The organism is Amycolatopsis balhimycina FH 1894 (assembly GCF_000384295.1).
Classification (GTDB): Bacteria; Actinomycetota; Actinomycetes; order Mycobacteriales; family Pseudonocardiaceae; genus Amycolatopsis; species Amycolatopsis balhimycina.
Window position 1 is genome coordinate 5,745,208 of record NZ_KB913037.1, and the last position, 23,498, is coordinate 5,768,705.

Below are 23,498 nucleotides of genomic sequence, written 5' to 3' on the forward strand. Positions count from 1 at the left end.
TTCGTGAGCGGAATGGACGGCACCGCCGTGTCCTTCGACACGGCGAGTGCGGCGCGGTCGCTGGGGGACGGCACCTTCACCGCGGTGCTGCGTGCGGAGTGGGCCATCGGCCCGCACCCGCACGGGGGATTCCTCCTGGCCCTGCTGGCCAAGGCGGCGGTCGCCGCCCTGCACGAACGCGGGGAGCCGCACGCCGAGCCTCTCGTCGTCAGCGCCGAGTTCCTGCACCCGCTCGCCCTCGGCCCGGTGCTCCTGCGCACCGACGTCCGCAAGGTCGGCCGCCGCGCGACGGTCGTCGAGGTCCGGCTGGAGCAGCGCGGCCGCAGCTGCGTCGAGGCCAGGGTGACGACCGGGCGGCTGCCGATGCGGCGCCCGGAGTGGACGGACGTGCCGTCGATGCCCGCCGAGCCGTCGCCGGGCGCGCTGACCATGCCGGAGAGCCCCGAGGGCCCGTTCAACCTGGCCAAGGGCTGCGAGGTCCGGCTCGACCCGGCGACCGCCGGCTACCTGGCAGGCCGCTCGGGCGAGCCGCCGCGGATGCGGCTGTGGGTCCGGCCGCGCCACGGCCTGGTCGACCCGTACTTCACGCTGCTGGCCTCCGACGTCAACCCGCCGGTGGTGATGAACCTCGGCCGGATCGGCTGGGCGCCGACGGTGCAGCTGACGGCGCTGCTGCGCACCCGCCCGGCGCCGGGCTGGCTGCGGGTGGTCGTCGAGTCGAGGTCGGTGCACGAGTCGTGGTTCGACTCCGACGCCACGGTCGTCGACTCGCAGGGCAGGCTGGTGTGCCAGTCCCGCCAGCTGGGCCTCGCCCCGGCACCGGGCGGCTGAGCCGCGTTTGGCACGCTTGACGCCATGACGGTCATCGCGGTGCTGGGTGCGGGCAAGATCGGCGAGGCGTTGCTCTCGGGGCTGCTGCACGGCGGCCACGAACCGGGCGACCTGCTCTTCACCGAGCGGTACCCGGCGCGTGCCGAGGAGCTGACGGCGCGGTACGGCGTCCGCGCCGTCGAGGTCGAAGAAGCGGCGAAGCACGCCGACGTCCTGGTCGTCGCGGTGAAGCCGCAGGACATCGACCCGGTGCTCGACGAGCTGGCGCCGCTGCTCGGCCCGTCGTCGCTCGTGGTGTCGCTGTGCGCGGGCCTGCCGACGTCGCTGTACGAGCGCCGGCTCGCTTCGGGCGTTCCGGTGGTGCGGGTGATGCCGAACACGCCGATGCTGGTCAACGAGGCCATGAGCGCCATCTCCGCGGGCCGCTACGCGACGCGCGAGCACCTCGCGGTGGTGCGGGACCTGCTGACCCACGTCGGCCAGGTCGTCGAGGTGCCGGAGGGGCAGCAGGACGCCGTCACAGCGCTGTCCGGCTCCGGGCCCGCGTACTTCTTCTACCTGGTCGAGGCCATGATCGACGCCGGGATCCTGCTCGGCCTGCCGCGCACGCTGGCCGGCCAGCTGATCATCCAGTCGGCCGTCGGCGCGGCGAAGATGCTGGCCGAGTCGGAGGAGCACCCGGTGCTGCTGCGCGAGGCCGTGACGTCCCCCGCCGGGACCACCATCAACGCCATCCGCGAGCTGGAGAAGCACGGCGTCCGCGCGGCCATGCTGGCCGCCATCGAAGCGGCCCGCGACCGCTCGGTGGAGCTGGGCAAGGCCCACGACGAAGCCGGAAGTCCGTGAATGGCACATTGAGGGACTTCAAGTCCCTCAATGTGCCATTCACGGACTTCCGGGCCCCCGTGCGGCGGCGGGGCCGAGGGCGTGGCGTGTGGCCGGTCCGGGTCCGCACGTGCCCGGATTCGCCGGAAAGGGCGATTCCGGTGGTCTTGCACGCGCGGGTGCTTGTGCGTTAGCGCAGGTAGGGGCCCATCTCGGTGACAGGCGTCGCATTAGTCCCACCAGTCCCGCTACTCTCGATAGAGCACGTGCGTGTCGATACCACAGGTGGGGAAGCCTCGTGGCGCGACACGTGTCGAAGGACGCGGTAAACATGTCGCCGAACAAGAAGGAGGATTTGCCCGCAGTCGGGCAGGTCCAGTTCCTGACGGTCGCCGAAGTGGCCACGCTGATGCGGGTCTCCAAGATGACCGTCTACCGTCTCGTGCACTCGGGTGAGCTGCCCGCCGTCAGGGTCGGGAAGTCCTTCCGGGTGCCGGAAAAAGCAGTGCACGAGTACCTCCAGGGTGCCTATTACGACGTGGGTTGACCGGTCGCCGGGCACGCCGTGGCCTGCGGCGCGCAGCGCTACAACGTGCCCGATGACCGGCCCGCGCCAGGTGGCGGGTAACCTGGAAAACCGCTCGTGCCTGTGCGCTCCACCCGTTGGACGCTGCGCCGGGCAGCGTGACCGACGACGACCTAAGGAGCGCCCATGGGCTCTGTGATCAAGAAGCGCCGCAAGCGCATGTCGAAGAAGAAGCACCGCAAGCTGCTTCGCCGCACGCGAGTGCAGCGTCGGAAGGCCGGCAAGTAAATCCTGCCGACCGCGACCGTGGCCCGTCCAGCTTCTGGACGGGCCACGTCCATGTGGTGGGCCGGTCCCCCCGTTCGAGTGAGGCGTTCGTCGCTTTCCGGGGGAACCGCGGTTAATAGCACGTAAGACACCCCTGACCTACCACTGATGAGCGGTAACATCTCAACGGCGTCCGCGCGATGCTTCCAACGAGTGCAGGTACGCGCACCTCGGGTGACCGTCCACCCCCCACACGCCCTACGCCGCAGGGAGTCGCATGCCGTCGAACATCGTGCTCGTCACCGGGGTCGCCGGGGAACTCGGCGGGAAACTGCTGGCCCGGCTGGGCAACAACCCCGACTTCGAACGGGTCATCGGTGTCGACACGGTCCCGCCGGCGAAGGCGGTCCTGCAGCGCATGGGCCACGCGGAGTTCGTCCGCGCGGATATCAGGAACCCGTTGATAGCCAAGGTGATCAGCACCGCCACGGTCGACACCGTGGTGCACGCGTCCTGCACCGCGCACCCCGCCGGGCCGGGCCGCCGCACGGCGATCAAGGAAGTCAACGTCATCGGCACCATGCGGCTGCTGGCCGCGTGCCAGCGCTCCCCGCTGGTGCGCAAGCTGGTGGTCAAGTCGACGGCGGCGGTCTACGGCGCGAGTGCCCGTTCGCAGGCGGTGTTCACCGAGGACTCCGAGCTCATCCCGACGTCGACCAGCGGGTACGCGAAGGACGCCGTCGAGATGGAGGGCTACGTCCGCGGCCTGGTGCGGCGCCGCCCGGACATCACCACGACGCTGTTCCGCTTCGCCAACATCATCGGTCCCGAGACCGACACGGTCCTCGCCCGCTACTTCGCGCTGCCGGTGGTGCCGACAGTGTTCGGGTACGACGCGCGCATCCAGCTGCTGCACTCTTCGGACGCGCTGGCGGTGCTGGAGCGGGCGACGTTGACCGACAAACCCGGCGTGTTCAACGTCGGTTCGGAGGGGGTACTCACCCTCTCGCAGGCGATCCGGCGAGCCGGCCGGGTCGAGCTGCCGATGCCGCGGAGCGTGGTGCCGTCGGTCGGCAAGGTCCTGCGCGGTGCTCGCGTGGTGGACTTCTCCGCCGACCAGGTCCGGCTGCTGAACTTCGGCCGGGTCGTCGACATCGCCAAGCTGAAGCAGGAGTTCGGGTACACCCCGCGGTGGACCACGCGTGAGGCGTTCGACGACTACGTCGTGGGACGCGGGCTCCGGCCGGTGCTCGACGGTGGCAAGCTGGCGGGCCTGGCCGGAAAGGTGCTCGTCGCTGCTGCGACCGGGCAGGCGAGCCGGTGAGCAGACCGCACGACTTGAACGACTTCGAAAGCGAGGCGGAGACCGTGGGCGGTGCCGAAGCACAGGTCATCCCTCTGCACGGACCGGGCCGGGAGAAGCCGGACGTGGTGAAGGCGGAGCAGGACCTGCGCGAAGAGGAAACAGCCCGGGAAACCGAGACCCAGCGGGCGGCGCCGGTCGTCGCCTTCCCCGGCGCCGGTCAGGGAGCGCAGGCCCCCGAAGTCCTTTCGGATGTGGCCCGGTCCGCGCTCGGCTTCATCCGCGACCGGTTGACCGGGGACTACACCGTCGACGAGTTCGGCTTCGACGCCGAGCTGACCGACGCGGTCTTCCTGCCGCCGCTGCGCGCGCTGTACAAGAAGTGGTTCCGCGTCGACACGTACGGCGTCGAGAACCTCCCGGCTTCGGGGGGCGCGCTGCTGGTGTCCAACCATTCGGGCACGGTGCCGCTGGACTCGCTGATGACGGCGGTGGCGGTCCACGACGAGACGGGTGGCCGTCACCTGCGCGGCCTCGGCGCGGACCTGGTGTTCCAGGTGCCGCTGGTGGGTTCGTTCGCCCGCAAGTCGGGCCAGACGCTGGCCTGCAACGCGGACGCGGAACGCCTGCTGCGCAAGGGTGAGCTGGTCGGGGTGTGGCCGGAGGGCTTCAAGGGCGTCGGGAAGCCGTTCTCGTCGCGCTACAAGCTGCAGCGCTTCGGCCGCGGCGGTTTCGTGTCGGCCGCGCTGCGCGCCGGCGTGCCGATCATCCCCGTGTCGGTCATCGGTGCCGAAGAGATCTACCCGAAGGTCGGCGACATCAAGGTGCTGGCCCGCATGCTGGGTCTGCCGTACTTCCCGGTGACGCCGTTCTTCCCGCTGCTGGGCCCGCTGGGCACGATCCCGCTCCCGACGAAGTGGAGCATCGAGTTCGGCGAGCCGATCCGGACCGACGAGTTCGAGCCGGAGGCGGTCGAGGACCCGATGCTGGTGTTCCAGCTGACCGACCAGGTCCGGGAGTCGATTCAGCAGACGCTGTACCGGCGGTTGTCGCAGCGGAAGTCGGTCTTCCGCGGCTGAGCCATCCCCTCCGGGCCGGGAGGGTTCCGGCCCGGGAGGTGGATGGCCACCGAGGACGCCGCGCGCCGTCAGCGGCGGCGGTAGGCCATCCCGGCCGCCACCGCGCCCGCCAGCGCCCCGACGCCCAGCACCGACGGCACGCCGATCTTCGCCGCCTTGCGCCCGGTCCGGAAGTCGCGGATCTCCCAGCCGCGCGCCCGGGCCACGTCACGCAGCCCGCCGTCGGGGTTGACCGCCACCGCCGTGCCGACCGCCGAGAGCATCGGGATGTCGTTGGCCGAGTCGGAGTACGCCGTGCAGCGCTTGAGGTTCAGCCCCTCCCGGGACGCCAGCGCGCGCACCGCGTGGGCCTTCGCGCGGCCGTGCAGGAGGTCGCCGACCAGGCGGCCCGTGTAGACGCCGTCCTTCGTCTCCGCCACCGTGCCCAGCGCGCCGGTCAGGCCGAGCCGCCGGGAGATGATCGCGGCCAGCTCGATCGGGGTCGCCGTCACCAGCCAGACGCGCTGGCCCGCGTCCAGGTGCATCTGGGCCAGCGCGCGCGTGCCGGACCAGATCTTGTCGGCCATCAGCTCGTCGTAGATCTCTTCGCTGATCGACGTCAGCTCGGCCACCGTGCGCCCGGCCACAAAGGACAGTGCGCGCTCGCGGTGGGTCTTGATGTCCTCTTTGTTCTCGCGGCCGCCGAGCCGGAACTTGATCTGGCCCCAGACGAACCCCGCCAGGTCCGAAGACGTGAAGAACTTCCGCGCCGCGAGCCCGCGGGCGAAGTAGAAGATCGACGCGCCCATCATCATCGTGTTGTCGACGTCGAAGAAGGCGGCCGCGGTGAGGTCCGGCGGCGCGGGCGGGACGTGGGGCTCGGCGGCTTCGGAAACCACTCGGGCGTGGGCGGCCTCGGCCGACGCCTCGCCCGCGAGCGCGGCGAGCCGTTCCAGCTCCTGACTCTTATCCCTGCCACGCCAAGCTGACACGCACACCGCCTCCACGTCTGCCCACGTCTGGCGACGTCCCCTGCGAACGTCCGGGTCCTTTGCACAGGGTAGCGAGCCGCCCACCACGCCGTCGCAGGTGTGGCCCTGACCTCAGCCGATCACGATCGGCGGCAGCCCGGGCAGCAACGGCGGGAGCGAAATCAGCGGCGGTGGCGACGTGGTCGTGGGCGGCGCCGGCGGTGGGGTCGTCGTCGAGCCGCCGTACACCGGCGGCGGCGTCACCCCGCCGGTCGGCGCCGGGATGCCCGGGGTCGCGGCCGCGTCCGACGGGGGCAGCTGCGTGCCGGTCGGCGCGGGCGCCGTGCTCGCGCCGGAGGGCGACGAGGCCGGCTCGGACGACGGCTTGGTGCCGGTCGCCGGGGCGGGGCGGACCGTGCACTCGCCGGTCGCCGGGAGCAGGCCCAGCTCGTCGGACTTGCCCGTGGTGATCTGGTAGCAGTTCATCCGCGCCACCAGCCCGCTCGTGCGCGCCTGGACCTTGCCGAGCAGGTCCCGGACGTCGTCGAACACCGGCGCCGCGTCGGCTGGGAGCGGGAGCGAGCCCAGCCGCGCCTCCTGGTTGCGCGCCCACAGCCGGACGTCGGCCAGCGCCTGCGCGCCACCGCCGTCACTGGTCGCCACGGTGGACATCTGGGCGACACCGGCCCGCAGGTCGGTGGCGAAGTCGTCGTACGCGGTCCGGTAGCCGTTCCCGCTCGCGCCTTCCTCGGCCAGCTCGCGCAGCTCGGTGATCCGGTTGGTGGCGAACTCGAGGTGCTTCTTCGCCTTCGCCTGGTCACCGAACGTCAGGCCCAGCGCCGTCGACTCCCCGGCGCGCTTCACGCCGTACAGCGGGTCGCCCGGCAGCGCGTTGCGGGACAGCACCAGCGACAGGCCGGAGAGGACCAGGAAGAGGAAGAGCGCGGCGGCCACCAGGTCGGCGGTCCGCGGCCGCCACCTCCGACGTGGGGTGGTGGCCGCCGCCGTCTCCAGGCGGCCCGCGATCTCCGCGCGGATCCGCTGCCGGGTCTCCAGGTCCGGGGCGCCGGCCGTGCCGAGCTCGCGCAGGGCGCCGACGAGGGCCAGTTCGTCGGCGAACTCGCCGTCCCGGGGTACCGGGGACGGCTCACAGGCACGTGCGAACCGCTCGATCTCGGCTCGCTCACGCGCAAACCTCACTGCGCTGCTCCATCTCGGCCTTGGCCGGTACTGACACCGGTCTGCGTGGAGTAACGATCCGGACGCCGCGGGGGTTACCGGTTTCGGGCGATGAGCGGAAAAGTTCGCGGGTTCAGCGCAATCCCGTGGGCAGAAGTTGTGCCAAACGGCGTACGGCGCGATGCTGCAGCGCCTTCACCGCGCCCTCGTTGCGGTTCATGATCTCGGCCGTCTCCGCCACCGACAGTCCCTGCAGGAACCGCAGGACAATGCATTCCCGCTGGTCGTCGCCCAGTTCCGCGACGCAGCGCAGCAGTTCCGCGCGGGTGGCACGGCTGATCGCCTCCTGTTCGGGGCCCACCTGGGCGGTCGCGCCGACGCTGAACGGCGCGGAACGCGGCTCGGTCACCTCGTCGGTGACGACTTCGAGCTTGAACCGGCTCGACTTCACGTGGTCGAGCACGAGGTTGCGGGCGATGGTGACGAACCACGCGCCGACGTCACGTCCCTGGTAGCTCACCGACGAGATCCGGCGCAGCGCGCGCAGGAACGTCTCGCTCGTGACGTCCTCGGCGAGATCGCGGTCGCCGAGCCGGAACAGCACGTAGCGGTAGACGACGTCGACATAGCGGTCGTAGAGCCGGCCGAAGGCGGACGAATCGCCGTCCTGCGCGGCGCGCACCAGCTCCCAGGCCTCGGCCTTCGCCACCTCGGCGCGCTCGTCGTCGGACGCCTGCCTGCTCATCGGCACGGTCGACGAGCGCCCGAAGACGCGCTCGGCGAACATGGCGACGGGCCCGCGGCTCACGGCGGTCGGCAGGGTCATCGGGCGGCACCTCCGGCGGCGGCTTCGGCCCAGTGGGCCACGGTACCCCCGGAACCCGGAGGAGCAGGGGCTTGCCGGCTCGCGTGCCCCACGACCTCGTGGGCAGGCAAGTTCGTCACGGCGACTCCCTCTCTCCGGACGCGGCGGTGATCAACACCCGCCCGCGACGCAGTGCAGCATACGTGTAGTTACCGCTAAGTAGGTAGTGGTTCCGGGGTTGCGCAGACGCGACGCTCGCGGTCAGCACCCATGACGTCGCTTCAGATGACAGACTTGCAACGGTTCGCATCGGACGAGGAGAGGCGGGTCGCGGGTGAGTGCGCCAGAGGGGACGCAGCCGGGGGTCGGCGAGCTGCTCACGCGGGCCGCGGCGGCGTGGCCGGAGCACCCGGCGGTGTGCGAGACCGGCACCGGGCGCGGCCTGACCTACCGCCAGGCCGAGGCCGCCGCCCAGGCCCAGGCCAGGAGACTCGCGGACGCCGGCGTCGAGCCCGGCGACCGGGTGGCGCTGCGGCTGCCGACGTCGGTGGACTTCGTGGTCGCCTTCTTCGGCGCGCTGCGCGCCGGGGCGATCGTCGTGCCGCTGTCGCCTCAGGTGCCGGGCCCGGAGCTCGGGAAGCTGCTCGCGCACAGCGGGGCCAAGGTCGTCGTCCAGCGGGACGCCGAGGAGGAGCTGCCGGACGGCGTGAGCGGTCTCACGCCGGCCTCCGACTCTGACGACGGCGCCGACTTCGCCGACGCCGGCCGGGCCGGCGAGGACATCGCGGTCGTTTCGTACACCTCGGGCACCACCGGGCCGCCGCGCGGCGTGATGCTGTCCCACCGCGCGCTGCTGGCCAACCTGGCGCAGATCAGCGGCGTCGAGGGCGTCCTGGAGCAGGACGACCGCGTGCTGATCACCATCCCGCTCTTCCACGTCTACGGCCTCGGCCCCGGGCTGCTGCAGGCGACCGCCGTCGGCGCGACCACGGTCCTGTCCGAGCGCTTCGAAGCCCAGCGCACGCTCGACGACTGCGCCGAACAGCGCGTCACGTCGATCACCGGCGTCCCGACGATGTACGCCGAGTTCGCCGCGCTCGGCCCCGACGAACTGCGCCGCGGCCTGGCCACCGTGCGGCGGATGACGTCCGGTGCCGCGCCGCTGCACCCGAAGACGCTGACCGCGATCCGCGAGGCCACCGGCCTCGACGTCTACGAGGGCTACGGCCTCACCGAGTGCGCGCCGGTGGTGACGTCGACGCTGGTCACCGGCTACCCGAAGCCCGGTTCGGTCGGCCGCCCGCTGCCCGGGATCGAGCTACGGCTGGTGGACAGCGACGGCACCGACCAGACCGTGCCGCTCGACCCCGACGACGTCGACGACGTCTTCGAGGCCGAAGGCGAGACCGGGCTGGTGTCGATCCGCGGCGCGAACCTCTTCTCCGGTTATTGGCCCGACGGCGACCACGGTCCCGACGCCGAGGGCTGGTTCCGCACCGGTGACGTCGGCTACCTCGACACCGACGGTGACCTGCACCTGGTCGACCGGGCCAACGACCTGGTCATCGTCAACGGCTTCAACGTCTTCCCGCGCGAGGTGGAGGCAGTGATCACTGAGCTGCCCGAGGTGGCCGAAGCCGCCGTCGTCGGCGTGGTCGACGAGCGCAGCGGCGAAGCGGTGAAGGCGTTCGTCGTGCCGGCGACCGGGGCCGCGTTGTCCGAGCAGCAGGTCGTCGACCACTGCGCCGCGCACCTGGCCGGGTACAAGGTGCCGCACGCGGTCGAGTTCGCCGAGTCGCTGCCGCACTCGGCGACCGGGAAGCTGCGCCGGACGCGGTTGCGGTAGATGCGGTAGTAAGGACGGCATGGCGCACGAAGTGACGGTGATGGGCCGGGACGGCTGCCACCTCTGCGAGGTCGCGGAGGCCGAGGTCGAGCGGATCTGCGGCGAACTCGGTGTCCCCTGGAAGGCCGAGGACGTCGACACGGACCCGGAGTGGCGCGCCGAGTACGGCGACCGCGTCCCGGTGATCCTGGTCGACGGCGCCGAGCACGGCTACTGGCGCGTCGAAGAGGACCGGCTGCGGCGCGCGCTCGCCTGAGTTGGTGCGCCGCCGATGCCGTGAACGACCCTTTCCTGACGTCCGATGACAGGAAAGGGTCGTTCATGACGTTCGTGCCCCGCGCTCGCCGGAGCCGTAACCGGCTCGTAAGCCACTTCGGGCCGCCCGGACGGGCTCGCGCTCCGAAGATGGAGACGTGAGCACTTTGCAGGACGCGCCGCCCGAGGCGCCGAAACGGCTTTCGCTTCCGGTCTCGACGCTGATCGGGCTGCTGGCGCTGGCCGCCGCCCTCGGCGTCGGGCACCTGGTCGCCGGTTTCGTCGGCTACACGGCGTCTCCGTTCATCGCGGTGGCCAACTACGTCATCGACCACAGCCCGACCGGCATCGTGAAGTGGGCCGAGCGGACGCTGGGCACCTGGGACAAGCCGGTGCTGAAGCTCGGGCTGGCCGTGGTGCTGGTCCTCTTCGCGCTGGTGGCCGGGCAGCTGTCGCGCCGGACGCCCCGGGCCGGGCAGGTGCTGGTCTTCCTGCTCGGCGCCGCCGGGGTCGCCGCCGTGTTCGTGCGCACCGACCTCGGGCAGGTCGCCCTGCTCGCGCCGGTCGCCGCCCTGGTCGCCGGGCTCGTCGTGTTCACCTTCCTGCACCGGATCGCGCTGCCCGCCGAAGCCGTCCCCGGCGACCAGGGCTTCGACCGGCGGAAGTTCCTGCGCGCCGGCGTCGGGGTCGCCGCGGGTTCGGGAGTCGCGGCCGTGGTCGGCCAGGTGGCCGGGACCAGCGCGAACGCCGAGGACTCCCGGGCCGCCGTCGGGCCGCTCGTTCCCGCGCGCACCGCGCCGCCGCTGCCCGCGGACGCCGACTTCGCGAAGCTCGGCTCGCCCGCGTTCATCACGCCGAACCCGGACTTCTACCGCATCGACACCGCGCTGGTCGTGCCGCAGATCCGCGCCGAGGACTGGCGCCTGAAGATCCACGGCATGGTCGACCGCGAGGTGACGTTCTCCTACGCCGACATCCGCACCCGGCCGCTGGTCGAACGCCGGGTGACGCTGACCTGCGTCTCCAACGAGGTCGGCGGCCCGCTGATCTCGAACGCGACGTTCATCGGCGTCGACCTCGTCGACCTCCTCGACCAGGCCGGTGTGCAGGCCGGCGCCGAGCAGATGTTCGCCACCAGCACCGACGGCTGGACGTGCGGCACCCCGGCGAACGTCGCGCTCGACCCGGCCCGCGGCGCGATGCTGGCGATCGGGATGAACGGCGAGCCGCTGCCGGTCGAGCACGGCTTCCCGGCGCGGATCGTCATCCCCGGCCTGTACGGCTACGTGTCGGCCACCAAATGGGTCGAATCGCTCGAATTCACCAAGTGGGACGCGCGGCAGGCGTACTGGCTCAGCCGCGGCTGGGCCGAGCAGGCGCCGATCAAGACCGAGTCGCGGATCGACACGCCGAAGGGGTTCGCCGGCGTCACCGCGGGCAAGGTCCGGCTGGCCGGCACCGCCTGGGCCCAGCACACCGGCATCGCGAAGGTCGAGGTCCGGCTCGACAAGGGGGAGTGGCGGGAAGCGACGCTCTCGGCCGAGGTGAGCAAGGACACCTGGCGGATGTGGTGGATCGAGCTCGACGTGCCGAAGGGGACGCACCAGGCGTTCGTCCGGGCCACCGACCACGACGGCTACACCCAGACCGAAAACCGCGCGGATCCCGTGCCGGACGGCGCCACCGGCTGGCACTCGGTCACCCTCGACGCCCGCTGACGCGCGCCGGTGCCGTTCGCCGCGCCCGGTGGCCCGCTCGTCGCGCCGCCGGGCGGCGCGACCGGCCGGCCCGGGGCAAGTCCGACCCGGAAGTGCCTGGCGGACAAGGATTCTGACGGGGCGTCATGATCGAGTGGCCGCCGGAAACGCCTCCGACCAGTGACTTTGTGCGCGCGTTCACAAGTGGTCTACCGTAGGGCCATCGCCTCCGGGGCGGCCGGTATCGAACCCGACTCCGGGTCCTGGGTCAAGACACAGTTCCGAACGGCCGTGGCGATGGCCGCCAGACGCACAGCGGGCAGGAGACAACGGCGTGGTGACACAGCGGGGGAGGCGCGACGGAGCGGACTCCGCCGGCCGGCCGCCACGACGGTCCCGCCGCCAGGGCACCCCGGACGCCGACAACGCGCCGACCGCGGAAATGCCCGCCGTGCCCGCCGAAACCAACGGCGACGCCCCCGAGGCCGTCCGGGCGAAGTCGATCCCCGAGGCGGCGGTCGCCCGGCTCGCCGTCTATCTCCGCGTGTTGTCCGGAATGTCCGAACAGGGCGCGACGACCGTTTCGAGCGAAGAGCTGTCGCAGGCCGCCGGCGTCAATTCCGCGAAACTGCGCAAGGACCTCTCCTACCTCGGCTCCTACGGCACCCGCGGCGTCGGCTACGAGGTCGGCGTCCTGGTCAGCCAGATCGAGCGCATCCTCGGCCTGACCCGCCAGCACAAGGTGGCCGTGGTCGGGATCGGCAACCTGGGCCACGCGCTGGCCAACTACGGCGGCTTCCCGGGGCGCGGCTTCCCGGTCGAAGCGCTGTTCGACCTGGACCCGGACCTGATCGGCGTGCCGGTCGGCGGCCTCCTGGTGTCGCACATGGACGACATCCCGCGGGTCTGCTCCGAGCGCGGCATCTCCATCGGCGTGATCGCCACCCCGCCCACCGCGGCGCAGTCGGTGTGTGACCGCCTGGTCGCGGGTGGTGTCCAGTGCATCCTCAACTTCGCACCCGTCGTGCTGCAGGTTCCTGCTCACATCGAGGTCCGCAAAGTGGATTTGGCCGTGGAGCTGCAGATACTCTCGTTCCATGTGGCCCGCCGGGCGGACAGCGAAGCGCCGGCCGCCGGGAATCAGGGCAATTCCGGATTACCGGCCGGTGGCTCGCCCGCCCAGAATGGCAAGCGGGGCGGCCGGAACGGCACGGGTCCGGACGGCGGACGGGAAATGGTGGTGCGCTCATGAGCGTGTTGGCGGTCGGTCTTTCGCACAGAAGTGCGGAGCTGAGCACGCTCGAACGCGTCGCGGTGCCCACGCCCGAGATCGGCAAGGTGCTCGACGAGCTGCAGCAGGCCGAGCACATCAGTGAGGTCATGCTCGTCTCGACGTGTAACCGCATCGAGGTTTACGCGGTCGTCGAAACCTTCCACGGCGGCCTGGGCGACGTCTCCGAAGTGCTGGCCCGCCAGGCCGGGATGGAACCGGCCGAGCTCTACGACAGCATGTACGTGCACTACGCCGGCGCCGCTGTCGAGCACCTCTTCTCGGTCACCTCGGGCCTGGACTCGATGGTCGTCGGCGAGACGCAGATCCTCGGCCAGATCCGGTCGGCCTACGCCACCGCGCGCGAGGCCGGCACCGTCGGCCGCACGCTGCACGAGCTGATCCAGACCACGCTGCGCGTCGGCAAGCGCGTCCACACCGAGACCGGCCTCGACGCCCTCGGCGCGTCGGTCGTGTCCGAAGCGCTCGCCGCGGCCGGGGACGTCACCGGCAAGCACGCCGTCATCGTCGGCGCCGGCTCGATGGGCGCGCTGAGCGCGTCGCAGCTGCGCAAGGCCGGCATCGGCGAGATCACCGTGGCCAACCGCACCGACGCCCGCGCCCGGCGGCTCGCCGCGAACGTCACCGAGCAGGGCGTGCCGGCCCGCGCGATCCCGCTGTCGGGGGTCGTCGAGGCGGTCCGCGACGCCGACGTGGTGATCTGCTGCACCGGCGCGCAGGACGCCGTCTTCGGGCCCGGCCAGGTGCTGCCGCGCCGCGGCCGCGACCTGGTCGTCTGCGACCTCGGCCTGCCGCGCGACGTCGACCCGGCGGTCGGCGAGCTGGCCGGCGTCCGGGTGGTCGACCTGGCCACCGTCCAGCGCCGGATGCGGGAGGCGGGCACGCCGACCACCGAGCGCCAGACCGCCAAGGCCACCGGGATCGTCCTCGACGAGGTTCGCGACTACCTCGCCGGGCAGCGCAGCGCCGAGGTGACGCCGACCGTGACCGCGCTGCGCCGCCGCGCGGCCGAGGTCGTCGACGCCGAGCTGCTGCGGCTCGACAACCGCCTGCCCGAGCTGGACGCCGGGGTGCGCGAAGAGGTCGGCCGCACGGTCCGCCGGGTGGTCGACAAGCTGCTGCACGCGCCGACCGTGCGGGTCAAGCAGCTGGCCGCCGAGACGGCCGAAACCGACTACGCGAACGCGTTGCGAGAGTTGTTCTGCCTCGACCCGCAGGCCCCCGCCGCGGTGGCGAGCCCCAAGCCCCCACCGGAGAAGAAGTAGTAGTGACCAGAGTCATTCGCATGGGAACGCGGGGATCGAAGCTCGCGCTGACCCAGACCGGGACCGTCGCCGACGCCCTGCGCGCCACCGGCGTCGAGGTCGAGATCGTCACGGTGACCACGCCCGGCGACAAGTCGCTGGCGCCGATCGCCACGATCGGCGTCGGCGTGTTCACCTCCGCGCTGCGGGAAGCCTTGCTGCGCAACGAGGTCGACGTCATCGTCCACTCGTACAAGGACCTGCCGACCGCGCCGGAGCCGGGCATCACGCTGGCCGCGGTGCCGCCGCGCGAGGACCCGCGGGACGCGCTGATCGCGCGCGACGGGCTCACCTTGGGCGAGCTCCCGCCGGGTTCGACGGTGGGCACGGGGGCGGCGCGGCGCACCGCGCAGCTGCACGCGCTGGGTCTCGGTTTGGAAATCGTGCCGATTCGCGGCAATATCGACACCCGCATGCGCAAGGTCACCGACGGCGAGCTGGATGCCGTGGTGCTGGCGCGTGCCGGACTGGCCAGGGTCGGACTGGTCGGGGTGATCACCGAGACCCTCGACCCGATCCAGATGCTGCCGGCGCCCGCACAGGGCGCGCTGGCGGTGGAGTGCCGGACCGCCGACGTGGACCTCGAGCACCTGCTCGCATCCACATTGGACGACGAGGGCACGCGGGCCGCGGTGACGGCCGAGCGGGCCATGCTGGCCGCGCTCGAGGCGGGGTGCAGCGCGCCGGTGGGCGCGCTCGCCGAGATCGTCGAAGATCTCGACGCCGAGGGCAAGGTCGTGGAACGGATTTCGCTGCGCGGCACCGCCGCGGTCGACGGCGAGAACGGCGCGGTGGACATGGTCCGGGCCATCGCGCTGGCCGACAAGGACCAGGCCGCCCAGCTGGGCAAGGACCTGGCCGCCGAGCTGCTGGACCTCGGAGCCGGAGCCTTCTCCGGCCCGGCTCAGTAGCGCTCTCGCGAGCGCTTCGAAGAACGTAGGAGACCCCTGCGTCCGTGCGACCGCGCACGGACGCCGCAAGAGGAGAAACGCACAGATGACCCCCGCGCGAAAGACCACCGGGCGCGTAGCGTTCGTGGGCTCCGGCCCCGGCGATGCTGGCCTGCTCACGGTCCGTGCCCAGGAACTGCTCGCCAAGGCCGAGGTCGTGGTGACCGACCCCGACGTGCCGCAGGCCGTGCTGGCCATGGCCGCCGAGGGCGCCGAGGTCCGGCCCGCCGTCGGCGAGGCCACCGAGGTCGCCAAGGACCTCACCACCGAGGCCAAGGCCGGCCGGCTGGTGCTGCGGCTGATCGCGGGCGACCCGCTGACCACCCCGGCCGTGGTGGCCGAGGTCCAGGCCGTCGCGCGCACGAGCGCCGTGTTCGACGTCATCCCGGGTGTCTCCCCGGCCGCGGCCGTCCCGGCGTACGCGGGCGTCGCGCTGGGTGGCACGCACACCGAGGTCGACGTCCGCGGCGACGTCGACTGGGCGGCACTGGCCGCCGCACCCGGCCCGCTGGTGCTGCACGCGTCATCGGCGCACCTGGCCGAGGCCGCCTCGGCGCTCACCGGCAACGGCGTGCCGTCGGCCACCCCGGTCGCGGTCACCGCGAACGGCACCATCAACACCCAGCGCACCCTCGACACGACGCTCGAGAAGCTGGCCAACGACGCCGGCGAGCTCGTCGGGCCGCTGATCGTCACGATCGGCCACGCCGCGGGGCAGCGCTCGAAGCTGTCGTGGTGGGAGTCGCGGGCGCTCTACGGCTGGAAGGTCCTGGTGCCGCGCACCAAGGAGCAGGCAGGCGAGATGGCCGAGCGCCTGCGCGGCCACGGCGCGACGTCGCACGAGGTGCCGACCATCTCGGTCGAGCCGCCCCGCAGCCCGGCCCAGATGGAGCGCTCGGTCAAGGGCCTGGTCGACGGCCGCTACCAGTGGATCGTCTTCACCTCCACCAACGCGGTGCGCGCGGTGTGGGAGAAGTTCGAGGAGTTCGGCCTGGACGCCCGCGCGTTCTCCGGCGTGAAGATCGCCTGCGTCGGCGAATCGACCGCGGCGAAGGTGCGCTCGTTCGGCATCATCCCGGAGCTGATCCCGTCCGGCGAGCAGTCGTCCGAGGGCCTGCTGGCCGAGTTCCCGCCGTACGACGACGTCCTCGACCCGGTCGACCGCGTGCTGCTGCCGCGGGCCGACATCGCCACCGAGACGCTGTCGGCGGGCCTGCGCGAGCGCGGCTGGGAGATCGACGACGTGACGGCCTACCGGACCGTCCGGGCCGCCCCGCCGCCCGCCGAGACCCGCGAGATGATCAAGACCGGCGGCTTCGACGCGGTCTGCTTCACCTCGTCCTCGACCGTGCGGAACCTGGTCGGCATCGCCGGCAAGCCGCACACCCGCACGCTGGTCGCGTGCATCGGCCCGAAGACCGCCGAGACCGCGGTGGAGTTCGGGCTCCGGGTCGACGTCCAGCCGGAGAAGGCGGACGTCCCGCACCTGGTCGACGCGCTCGCCGAGCACGCCGCCCGGCTGCGCGCCGAAGGTGCCCTGCCGCCGCCGCGCAAGGCGAAGCGGGCCCGCCGCTCCTGAAGTTCCAAGGTCCGTGAATGGCACATTGAGGGACTTAGAGTCCCTCAATGTGCCATTCACGGCTTTCAGCCAGGACCGCTGAGCACCCTTGCGGAACTCCGGCAAAAGCCGCGGGAGTAACTTGGTGAGGGTGTTCCCCGAGCATCGTCCCCGCAGGCTTCGCACCACCCCGGCCATGCGCAGGCTGGTGGGCGAAACGACGCTGCGGCCACGCCAGCTGATCCTCCCGATGTTCGTCGCCGAAGGGCTCGACGTGCCGCGGCCGATCTCGAGCATGCCCGGCGTCGTGCAGCACACCCGCGACACGCTGCGGAAGGCCGCCGTCGACGCGGTCAACGCCGGCGTCGGCGGGCTCATGCTCTTCGGCATCCCGGCCACGCGTGACGCCGAGGGCTCCGGCGCCGTCGACGAAAACGGCATCCTCAACGTCGCCCTGCGCGACCTGCGGCACGAGCTGGGCGACGCCACCGTGCTGATGGCCGACACCTGCCTCGACGAGTTCACCGACCACGGCCACTGCGGTGTCCTGGACGCCGACGGCGGGGTCGACAACGACGCCACCCTGCGGATCTACGCCCAGATGGCCATCGCGCAGTACGAAGCCGGGGCGCACGTGCTCGGGCCGAGCGGGATGATGGACGGCCAGATCGGCGTCATCCGCCGGGCGCTCGACGAGGTCGGGCACAAGGACGCGGCGATCCTCGCGTACTCCGCGAAGTACGCCAGCGCGTTCTACGGCCCCTTCCGCGAGGCCGTCGACTCGCAGCTCAAGGGTGACCGCAAGACCTACCAGCAGGACCCGGGCAACGGCCGCGAGGCGCTGCGCGAGATCGAGCTGGACCTCGCCGAGGGCGCGGACATGGTCATGGTCAAGCCCGCGCTGGCCTACCTCGACGTCATCAAGGCGGCGGCGGACATCTCCCCGGTGCCGGTGGCGGCGTACAACATCTCGGGCGAGTACGCGATGGTCGAGGCAGCCGCGGCGAACGGCTGGCTGGACCGCGAGCGGACGGTCCTCGAGGTGCTCACCTCGATCCGCCGGGCCGGTGCCGACCTGATCCTCACGTACTGGGCCGCCGAAGCCGCTGCCTGGCTGGACTGACCGGCTAGAGTCACCGCGTGGCGGACAAGGACACCGAGGACCTCAACGGGCTCACCGACGACGAACGGCGCAAAATGGGACGTTCGCCGGACCCGGTGCTGCCGGGGCAGCCGGCGCCGAAGATCGACCCACCCGGCGCGGTGCGGGCTTCGTTCTGGCTGTGGCTGGTGGGCGGCGTGGTCCTGGTCGGCGGCCAGGTGTTCACCCTGGCCATCAAGCAGCAGCTGATCGACGCGCTGATCCGGCAGAGCCGGGAACGCGGCCAGAAGGTCGACGAAGCCGCGATGGCCAACGGCGCCACGACGGCGTTCTGGCTGCTGCTCGGCGGGTCGGTCGTGTTCGCGCTGCTCGTCGCACTGTTCGCGTACAAGGCCCGCGAAGGCACCCGCTCGGCCCGCACGGTGCTGACCGGCTTCGCGGTCGCCTGCGTGCTGTTCCAGCTGGGCATCTTCTACAGCGTGCCTTCGATCATCGCGACGCTGCTGATGGTCATCGCGCTGGTCCTGATGTACCTGCCGTCGGTGACGGACTACTTCCCGAAGGCGGTCAGGAAGCCGTGAGCGACCGGCTCTACGCCGAGTCCGGCGTGAGCTGGGGCGCCATCCTGTGGGGTCCGGTGTTCGCCTTGGCCGGCGCGCTCGCGGAGCTCGTCACGGGTGGTCCGGTGCACGTCGTGGGCTGGCTGATGGTCGGGTTCGGGCTGGGCGTCATCACCGTGCCGTGGGTGTACGCGCGGCGCCGGTTCCTGTCGCTGGAGGTCACCACGCGGCAGCTGCGGCAGGGCCGCGAGGAGGTGCCCGCCGAGCAGATCGCCGAGGTGACGGACGTCGGCACGCCGGTGGGCGCGCGGGTGCTCGGCGGCGGCTGGTCGGTGCCGCGCAAGTACGACTCGCTGCCGGTGAAACTGGCCGACGGCACGGTGGTGCTCGCGTGGGCGAAGGACGTCGAAGCCCTGCAAGACGCGCTGGACCGGCTCGTCCGGGCGACACCGCGTGAAGCATGAGAAAATCGTCGCCGTGATCGACCTTCCGCAGCCCACCGGGGCCGAACTCTGGCCGACGGACGAACCCGGCCCGCGCGCGCGGCTGCACAAGCCGTGGCGGACGCTGGTCGCCGTCGTGGAGGTCGTGCTCGCCGTCCTCGCCGGCTGGGCGGCCTACGCCTGCTGGCACCACGCCGCCGCCACCGTGGTCACCCGGACCGAAGACGGCGCGCTGCTCGAGTCGCACCGGTACTTCGGCGGGCTGCTCGCGGCGGCCATCGGGATCGGCACGGTGGCCGCGTTGCTGCTGGTCGACGCGGTGCGTCAGCTCCTGCTCGCGGTCCGTGCGCGGGCCCCCAGAGCCAAGGACTGATACACAGCTGCCGCACAGGCAACGAACAGTCAATTGCTAAACAGCGGCACCAAGGTTGCCGCATGACGCGCGTGCGTGCCTCGAAGGCATGGGTGATCAACGGTGCTCTGGTCGTACTGCTGGCCGGAGCGGGATTCGGGATATACCAGGCGTTCAGCCCGGCGCCGAGCTCGGCGCAGGCGCAGTCGCGCAGCACCCCGGTCCGCCGGGCGACGGTCACCGAGACCGTCTCCGCCGCCGGCACCCTCGCCAGCAGCTACACCGGTGCGGCGAACTTCGCGACGGCCGGCAAGGTCACGTCGATCGACGTCAAGGTCGGCGACGTCGTCAGCGCCGGGCAGAAGCTCGCCACCGTCGACAGCACGCAGGCGGCGAAGCAGCTTCAGGTCGCTAAGGCGAACCTGGCGGTCGCGCAGGACAACCTGGACACCGCCGAGACGGCCGAAGCCACCCCGGCCACCGGGCAGAACAGCCAAAACAGTCAGAACAGCGCCAATAGCGCGCAGACGGCGGCGAACAACGTCACCTCGGCGCAGGCGAAGCTGGACCAGGCCCAGCTGGACGTCCAGACCGCGCAGCAGGCGCTCGACAACACGACGCTCTACGCGCCCGGCGCCGGCACGGTCACCGCGATCAACGGCGCCGTCGGGCAGCAGTCCTCCAGCGGCTCGTCGAGCAGCAGCTCCCAGTCGTCTTCCAGCGGCAGCGGCCAGGGCGGCCAGGGCTCGTCGTCGAACTCCAGTGCCGCGTCTTCGAGCAGCAGCTCCGGCAGCGGGTTCATCACCATCACGAACCTGACCGGGCTGGTCGTCAACACGTCGGTCGCGGAGATCGACGTCAGCAAGGTCAAGACCGGCCAGAAGGCGACCGTGACGCTCAACGCGCTGCCGGACAAGCCGGTCCAGGCGACCGTGTCGAGCATCAACCTGACCCCGACGACGAGCGGCAGCGTCGTTTCCTACGGCGCCCAGCTGGCGCTGACCTCCCCACCGGACGGGCTGCGGCCCGGCCAGTCGGCGAGCGTCGTGATCACCGTCGCCGAGGCGCAGGACGCGCTGAGCGTGCCGGCCGCAGCGGTGCAGAGCGTCGGCGGCACCAACCTCGTCACGGTGCAGGAGAACGGCCAGAACGTCACGCGCCAGGTGCAGGTCGGCCTCCGCGGCGAGTCGACGGTGCAGATCACCTCGGGACTGACCGACGGCGAGAACGTCGTGCTCACCGCGACGGCCGCGACCGGCACCGGCGGCGGAAACAACCGCACCGGCGGCACCGGTGGTACCGGCGGGTTCCCCGGCGGCGGGACCGGCGGGTTCCCGGGCGGCGGCCAGCGCGGCACGGGCACCGGCACCGGCACCGGCGGTGGCGGCTTCGGCGGGCGCGGATGAACCCGGTGATCGCGGTCTCCGGACTGCGCAAGACCTACGGGACCGGCGAGACGGCGGTGCACGCGTTGCGCGGCGTCGACCTCACCGTGTGGCCCGGCGAGTACGTCGCGATCATGGGCGCGTCCGGCTCGGGCAAGTCGACGCTGCTGAACATGCTCGGCTGCCTGGACGTCCCGACGTCCGGCCGGTACCTCCTGGACGGTTTCGGCGTCGGAAAGCTGAACGAACGCCAGCTGGCGTTGCTGCGCAACCGGAAGATCGGGTTCATCTTCCAGTCGTTCAACCTGGTGCCCCGGACGTCCGCTCTGTCCAATGTGGAACTTCCGCTCGTCTACAGTGGACTCCGCCGGGCGGAGCGACGCCGTCGCGCGCTCGCGGCGCTGGAGATGGTCGGGCTGTCCGACCGGGCCAAGCACCTGCCGAGCGAGCTTTCGGGCGGCCAGATCCAGCGCGTCGCGGTGGCGCGCGCCCTGGTCACCGGCCCGGCGATGCTGCTCGCCGACGAGCCGACCGGCAACCTCGACCGGCGCAGCACCGAGGACGTCCTCGGCGTGTTCGACCGGCTCAACTCCCTCGGTCGCACCATCGTCGTCATCACGCACGAGGACGAGGTCGCCGAACACGCGCGCCGCGTGGTGCGGGTGGACGACGGCCTGATCGTCTCGGACGAAGTGACGCGCACGGTGGGGGCGGTCTCGTGAACCTGCTGGAAATCCTGCGCTTCGCCGTCCGCGGCCTCACCGCGAACAAGCTGCGCTCGGCCCTCACCACGCTCGGCATCACCATCGGCGTCGCCGCGGTGATCCTGCTGGTCGCGGTGGGCAACGGCGCGTCCGCGGCCATCGCGGCCAGCATCCAGGGCCTCGGCACCAACGTCGTCAACGTCTCCCCGGCGCGCGGCGGCGGGCAGGGCGCGGCGGCGCGGCCGCTGACCGTCCAGGACGCCCACGCGCTCGTCGACCCCGTCGGCGCCCCCGACGTCAAGGCCGCGTCTCCCGTGGTCAACACGACGGCGACCGCGACCTACGGGCAGACGTCCTACGACATCTCCAGCGTCGCCGGCACCGAACCCGCGTACTTCACCACGACCAACCGCGAACTCGCCCAGGGTCAGCTATTCACCAGCGAGGACGTCACGGCCGCGCGGAAGGTCGTCGTGCTCGGCCCGACGACCGCGGAGTCGATCTTCGGCAGTGCCGACCCGGTCGGCAAGAACGTGCTGCTCAACAGCATCCAGTTCACCGTGATCGGCGTGCTGCAGGCCAAGGGCAGCACCGGGCTGCAGAACGCCGACGACGTCGCCATCGCGCCGATTTCCGCCGCGCAGAACTCGCTGGCGGGGTACGGCAGCCTCAGCCAGATCGCCGTCCAGGCCACCAGCGCGGACTCCGTCTCGCTGGCCCAGTCCGAGATCACCGCGATCCTCAACGCCCGCCACGGCATCCGGCTCGGCGGCACCCCCGACTACCAGATCCAGAACTCCGAGCAGCTGCTCGCGACCCGGACGTCGGCGACCGAGACGTTCACCGTGCTGCTGGCGGCGGTGGCGGCGATCTCCCTGCTCGTCGGCGGCATCGGCGTCACCAACATCATGCTCGTCACGGTGACCGAGCGGATCCGCGAAATCGGCATCCGCAAGGCCATCGGCGCCCCGCGCGCGGCCATCCTCGGCCAGTTCCTCGCCGAAGCGACCATGCTCAGCCTGTTCGGCGGGCTGCTCGGCGTCGCGATCGGGCTGATCGGCAGCCGGTTCACCATCTCCGGGATCAAGCCCGTCATCGTGCCCTCGTCGATCCTGCTCGCCTTCGCGGTGTCCGCCCTGATCGGGCTGTTCTTCGGCAGTTTCCCGGCGAACCGGGCCGCCAAGCTGAGGCCCATCGAGGCCCTGCGTCACGAATAAGGAGTTTCGATGTCTTCCTCCACCGAGCCGTCGCTTTCACGTGAAAGTGGCGTTTTGGAGCCGACGGCGGAGCAGATCGTCGCCAGCCCGGCGGTCGACGGTGACCTGAACGCTGAAATGCGCCGGGCCGCGAAGCCGTTTTCCCGCACCACGCTGGTGCTGGCCGGGCTCGTCGTGTTCGCGATCGCGTTCGGCGGCGGCGCCTGGACGCACGCGGCGTTCGGCTCCTCCGCGCCCGCCCGGCAGGCCGGCGGCACCGGCGGCACCCAGGCTCGCGCCCAGGGCGGGACCGGCCAGACCGGCGGTACCGGCCAGCAGGGCGGCGGGTCACGCGGCGGCCGCGGCACCACCGGCACGGTCGACCACGTCGACGGCACCACGGTGTACGTGAAGACCGCGCAGGGCACCGACGTCAAGGTGTCCACATCGGACTCCACGACGGTCGGGGTGACCCAGCCGGGCAAGCTGGCGGACCTCAAACCGGGCGCGACGGTCGTCGTCCAGGGCCAGGCGGGCGACGACGGCACGGTGACCGCGCAGGCCATCACCCAGCAGGCCGGGCGCTAGTTGAGCACGACGACCGCGGTGTTGAGTGCCGTCGCGAAGAGGATCCAGCCCAGGTAAGGCACCAGCAACGCGGCGGCGAGCTTCGACCGGCGGGCGAACAGGACGATCGTCACCACCACGACGACGTCCAGCACCACGACGTCGGCCAGCGCCACCCGCGCCGCCCCGCTTTCGAAGAACAGCGGGGTCCAGAGCAGGTTGAACAGGAGGCCGATGCCGTACGCGGCGAACCCGCGCGTCTCGCCGTCGGTGCGCCAGTACAACCAGCCGGACAGCGCGATCATGACGTACAACACGGTCCACACCGGACCGAACACGGACGCGGGCGGCGCCCACGGAGGCTGTTCGAGCCGGGCGTAGATGTCCTTCGCCGACGTCGCGGCCAGGGCGCCGACCACCGCCACCACGGCGACGACGCCGAAGAAGCCGGCCAGCACCAGCCACGGGTTGCGGTGCGGCACGCGTTCGGTCACCGGCTGTTCCCCTCCCGGGCGGCGTCCCG

Annotated in this window: 25 protein-coding genes; 21 read left to right on the plus strand and 4 right to left on the minus strand. The window is 71.7% G+C overall.

Annotated elements, in window-relative coordinates:
• Positions 1-12 precede the first annotated feature (12 nt).
• The 6 genes from A3CE_RS0126045 (at position 13) to A3CE_RS0126070 (ending at position 4,831) form a co-directional block, all read left to right on the plus strand.
• Positions 13-831, plus strand: a complete 819-nt coding sequence (locus A3CE_RS0126045; RefSeq protein WP_020643050.1) for a thioesterase family protein — start codon at positions 13-15, stop codon at positions 829-831.
• A 24-nt stretch (positions 832-855) separates the two neighbouring features.
• A complete protein-coding gene (gene proC / locus A3CE_RS0126050; protein ID WP_020643051.1) occupies positions 856-1,677 on the plus strand; it encodes a pyrroline-5-carboxylate reductase in 822 nt (273 codons plus the stop codon).
• A 310-nt stretch (positions 1,678-1,987) separates the two neighbouring features.
• Positions 1,988-2,203: a helix-turn-helix domain-containing protein gene (locus A3CE_RS0126055; RefSeq protein WP_013222402.1), complete on the plus strand. Its 216-nt coding sequence runs from the start codon at positions 1,988-1,990 to the stop codon at positions 2,201-2,203.
• A gap of 165 nt (positions 2,204-2,368) precedes the next feature.
• Positions 2,369-2,470 (plus strand): 30S ribosomal protein bS22, encoded by a 102-nt coding sequence (locus A3CE_RS55375; protein WP_007030867.1) that lies wholly within the window; start codon positions 2,369-2,371, stop codon positions 2,468-2,470.
• Between the two features lie 256 nt (positions 2,471-2,726).
• Positions 2,727-3,773 (plus strand): NAD-dependent epimerase/dehydratase family protein, encoded by a 1,047-nt coding sequence (locus A3CE_RS0126065; RefSeq protein ID WP_020643052.1) that lies wholly within the window; start codon positions 2,727-2,729, stop codon positions 3,771-3,773.
• A 14-nt stretch (positions 3,774-3,787) separates the two neighbouring features.
• Complete coding sequence (locus tag A3CE_RS0126070) at positions 3,788-4,831, plus strand: lysophospholipid acyltransferase family protein (protein WP_026468869.1); 1,044 nt, start codon at positions 3,788-3,790, stop codon at positions 4,829-4,831.
• Between the two features lie 68 nt (positions 4,832-4,899).
• On the opposite strand, the gene A3CE_RS0126075 is transcribed toward A3CE_RS0126070, so the two are convergent.
• The 3 genes from A3CE_RS0126075 to A3CE_RS0126085 all read right to left on the minus strand — a co-directional run bounded on the left by A3CE_RS0126075 (position 4,900) and on the right by A3CE_RS0126085 (position 7,786).
• The gene (locus tag A3CE_RS0126075) at positions 4,900-5,817 is read right to left on the minus strand and encodes an HAD family hydrolase (RefSeq protein ID WP_051183790.1); all 918 of its coding nucleotides are present in this window, start codon (positions 5,815-5,817) and stop codon (positions 4,900-4,902) included.
• A gap of 96 nt (positions 5,818-5,913) precedes the next feature.
• Complete coding sequence (locus A3CE_RS0126080; protein WP_020643055.1) at positions 5,914-6,981, minus strand: DUF5667 domain-containing protein; 1,068 nt, start codon at positions 6,979-6,981, stop codon at positions 5,914-5,916.
• Positions 6,982-7,093: 112 nt separating this feature from the next.
• On the minus strand, positions 7,094-7,786 hold the full coding sequence (locus A3CE_RS0126085; RefSeq protein ID WP_020643056.1) for a sigma-70 family RNA polymerase sigma factor: 693 nt from the start codon (positions 7,784-7,786) through the stop codon (positions 7,094-7,096).
• Between the two features lie 313 nt (positions 7,787-8,099).
• On the opposite strand from A3CE_RS0126085, the gene A3CE_RS0126090 reads away from it, so the two are divergent.
• The 15 genes from A3CE_RS0126090 (at position 8,100) to A3CE_RS0126160 (ending at position 22,996) form a co-directional block, all read left to right on the plus strand.
• Entirely contained in the window at positions 8,100-9,611 is a 1,512-nt protein-coding gene (locus tag A3CE_RS0126090; RefSeq protein WP_020643057.1) for an AMP-binding protein, read from the plus strand.
• Between the two features lie 19 nt (positions 9,612-9,630).
• Complete coding sequence (locus A3CE_RS0126095) at positions 9,631-9,867, plus strand: glutaredoxin family protein (protein WP_020643058.1); 237 nt, start codon at positions 9,631-9,633, stop codon at positions 9,865-9,867.
• Between the two features lie 157 nt (positions 9,868-10,024).
• The gene (locus A3CE_RS0126100; protein WP_020643059.1) at positions 10,025-11,584 is read left to right on the plus strand and encodes a molybdopterin-dependent oxidoreductase; all 1,560 of its coding nucleotides are present in this window, start codon (positions 10,025-10,027) and stop codon (positions 11,582-11,584) included.
• A 313-nt stretch (positions 11,585-11,897) separates the two neighbouring features.
• On the plus strand, positions 11,898-12,815 hold the full coding sequence (locus A3CE_RS0126105; protein ID WP_020643060.1) for a redox-sensing transcriptional repressor Rex: 918 nt from the start codon (positions 11,898-11,900) through the stop codon (positions 12,813-12,815).
• Positions 12,812-14,119 carry a glutamyl-tRNA reductase gene (locus A3CE_RS0126110; RefSeq protein WP_020643061.1) on the plus strand — a complete coding sequence of 436 codons (1,308 nt, stop codon included), beginning with the start codon at positions 12,812-12,814 and terminating at the stop codon, positions 14,117-14,119. The genes A3CE_RS0126105 and A3CE_RS0126110 overlap by 4 nt, the downstream gene beginning before the upstream one ends.
• A 20-nt stretch (positions 14,120-14,139) precedes the next feature.
• Positions 14,140-15,069, plus strand: a complete 930-nt coding sequence (gene hemC / locus A3CE_RS0126115) for a hydroxymethylbilane synthase (RefSeq protein WP_020643062.1) — start codon at positions 14,140-14,142, stop codon at positions 15,067-15,069.
• An 85-nt stretch (positions 15,070-15,154) separates the two neighbouring features.
• Positions 15,155-16,687, plus strand: coding sequence for a bifunctional uroporphyrinogen-III C-methyltransferase/uroporphyrinogen-III synthase (locus A3CE_RS0126120; RefSeq protein WP_020643063.1), 1,533 nt, complete (start codon positions 15,155-15,157; stop codon positions 16,685-16,687).
• Positions 16,688-16,817: 130 nt separating this feature from the next.
• Positions 16,818-17,789 carry a porphobilinogen synthase gene (hemB, locus tag A3CE_RS0126125; RefSeq protein ID WP_084641795.1) on the plus strand — a complete coding sequence of 324 codons (972 nt, stop codon included), beginning with the start codon at positions 16,818-16,820 and terminating at the stop codon, positions 17,787-17,789.
• 17 nt (positions 17,790-17,806) lie between these two features.
• The gene (locus tag A3CE_RS0126130) at positions 17,807-18,349 is read left to right on the plus strand and encodes a hypothetical protein (RefSeq protein WP_020643065.1); all 543 of its coding nucleotides are present in this window, start codon (positions 17,807-17,809) and stop codon (positions 18,347-18,349) included.
• Positions 18,346-18,792 (plus strand): hypothetical protein, encoded by a 447-nt coding sequence (locus tag A3CE_RS0126135; RefSeq protein WP_020643066.1) that lies wholly within the window; start codon positions 18,346-18,348, stop codon positions 18,790-18,792. Before A3CE_RS0126130 ends, A3CE_RS0126135 begins: the two co-directional genes overlap by 4 nt.
• Before the next feature lie 13 nt (positions 18,793-18,805).
• Entirely contained in the window at positions 18,806-19,144 is a 339-nt protein-coding gene (locus A3CE_RS0126140) for a hypothetical protein (RefSeq protein WP_026468872.1), read from the plus strand.
• Positions 19,145-19,206: 62 nt separating this feature from the next.
• Positions 19,207-20,529, plus strand: coding sequence for an efflux RND transporter periplasmic adaptor subunit (locus A3CE_RS0126145; protein WP_020643068.1), 1,323 nt, complete (start codon positions 19,207-19,209; stop codon positions 20,527-20,529).
• Positions 20,526-21,230, plus strand: a complete 705-nt coding sequence (locus A3CE_RS0126150; RefSeq protein WP_020643069.1) for an ABC transporter ATP-binding protein — start codon at positions 20,526-20,528, stop codon at positions 21,228-21,230. Before A3CE_RS0126145 ends, A3CE_RS0126150 begins: the two co-directional genes overlap by 4 nt.
• Positions 21,227-22,429: an ABC transporter permease gene (locus A3CE_RS0126155; protein ID WP_020643070.1), complete on the plus strand. Its 1,203-nt coding sequence runs from the start codon at positions 21,227-21,229 to the stop codon at positions 22,427-22,429. The genes A3CE_RS0126150 and A3CE_RS0126155 overlap by 4 nt, the downstream gene beginning before the upstream one ends.
• 9 nt (positions 22,430-22,438) lie before the next feature.
• Positions 22,439-22,996 (plus strand): hypothetical protein, encoded by a 558-nt coding sequence (locus A3CE_RS0126160; RefSeq protein WP_026468873.1) that lies wholly within the window; start codon positions 22,439-22,441, stop codon positions 22,994-22,996.
• On the opposite strand, the gene A3CE_RS0126165 is transcribed toward A3CE_RS0126160, so the two are convergent.
• On the minus strand, positions 22,993-23,469 hold the full coding sequence (locus A3CE_RS0126165; RefSeq protein WP_020643072.1) for a TspO/MBR family protein: 477 nt from the start codon (positions 23,467-23,469) through the stop codon (positions 22,993-22,995). The two genes, A3CE_RS0126160 and A3CE_RS0126165, sit on opposite strands and share 4 nt — an antisense overlap.
• Between the last annotated feature and the right edge of the window lie 29 nt (positions 23,470-23,498).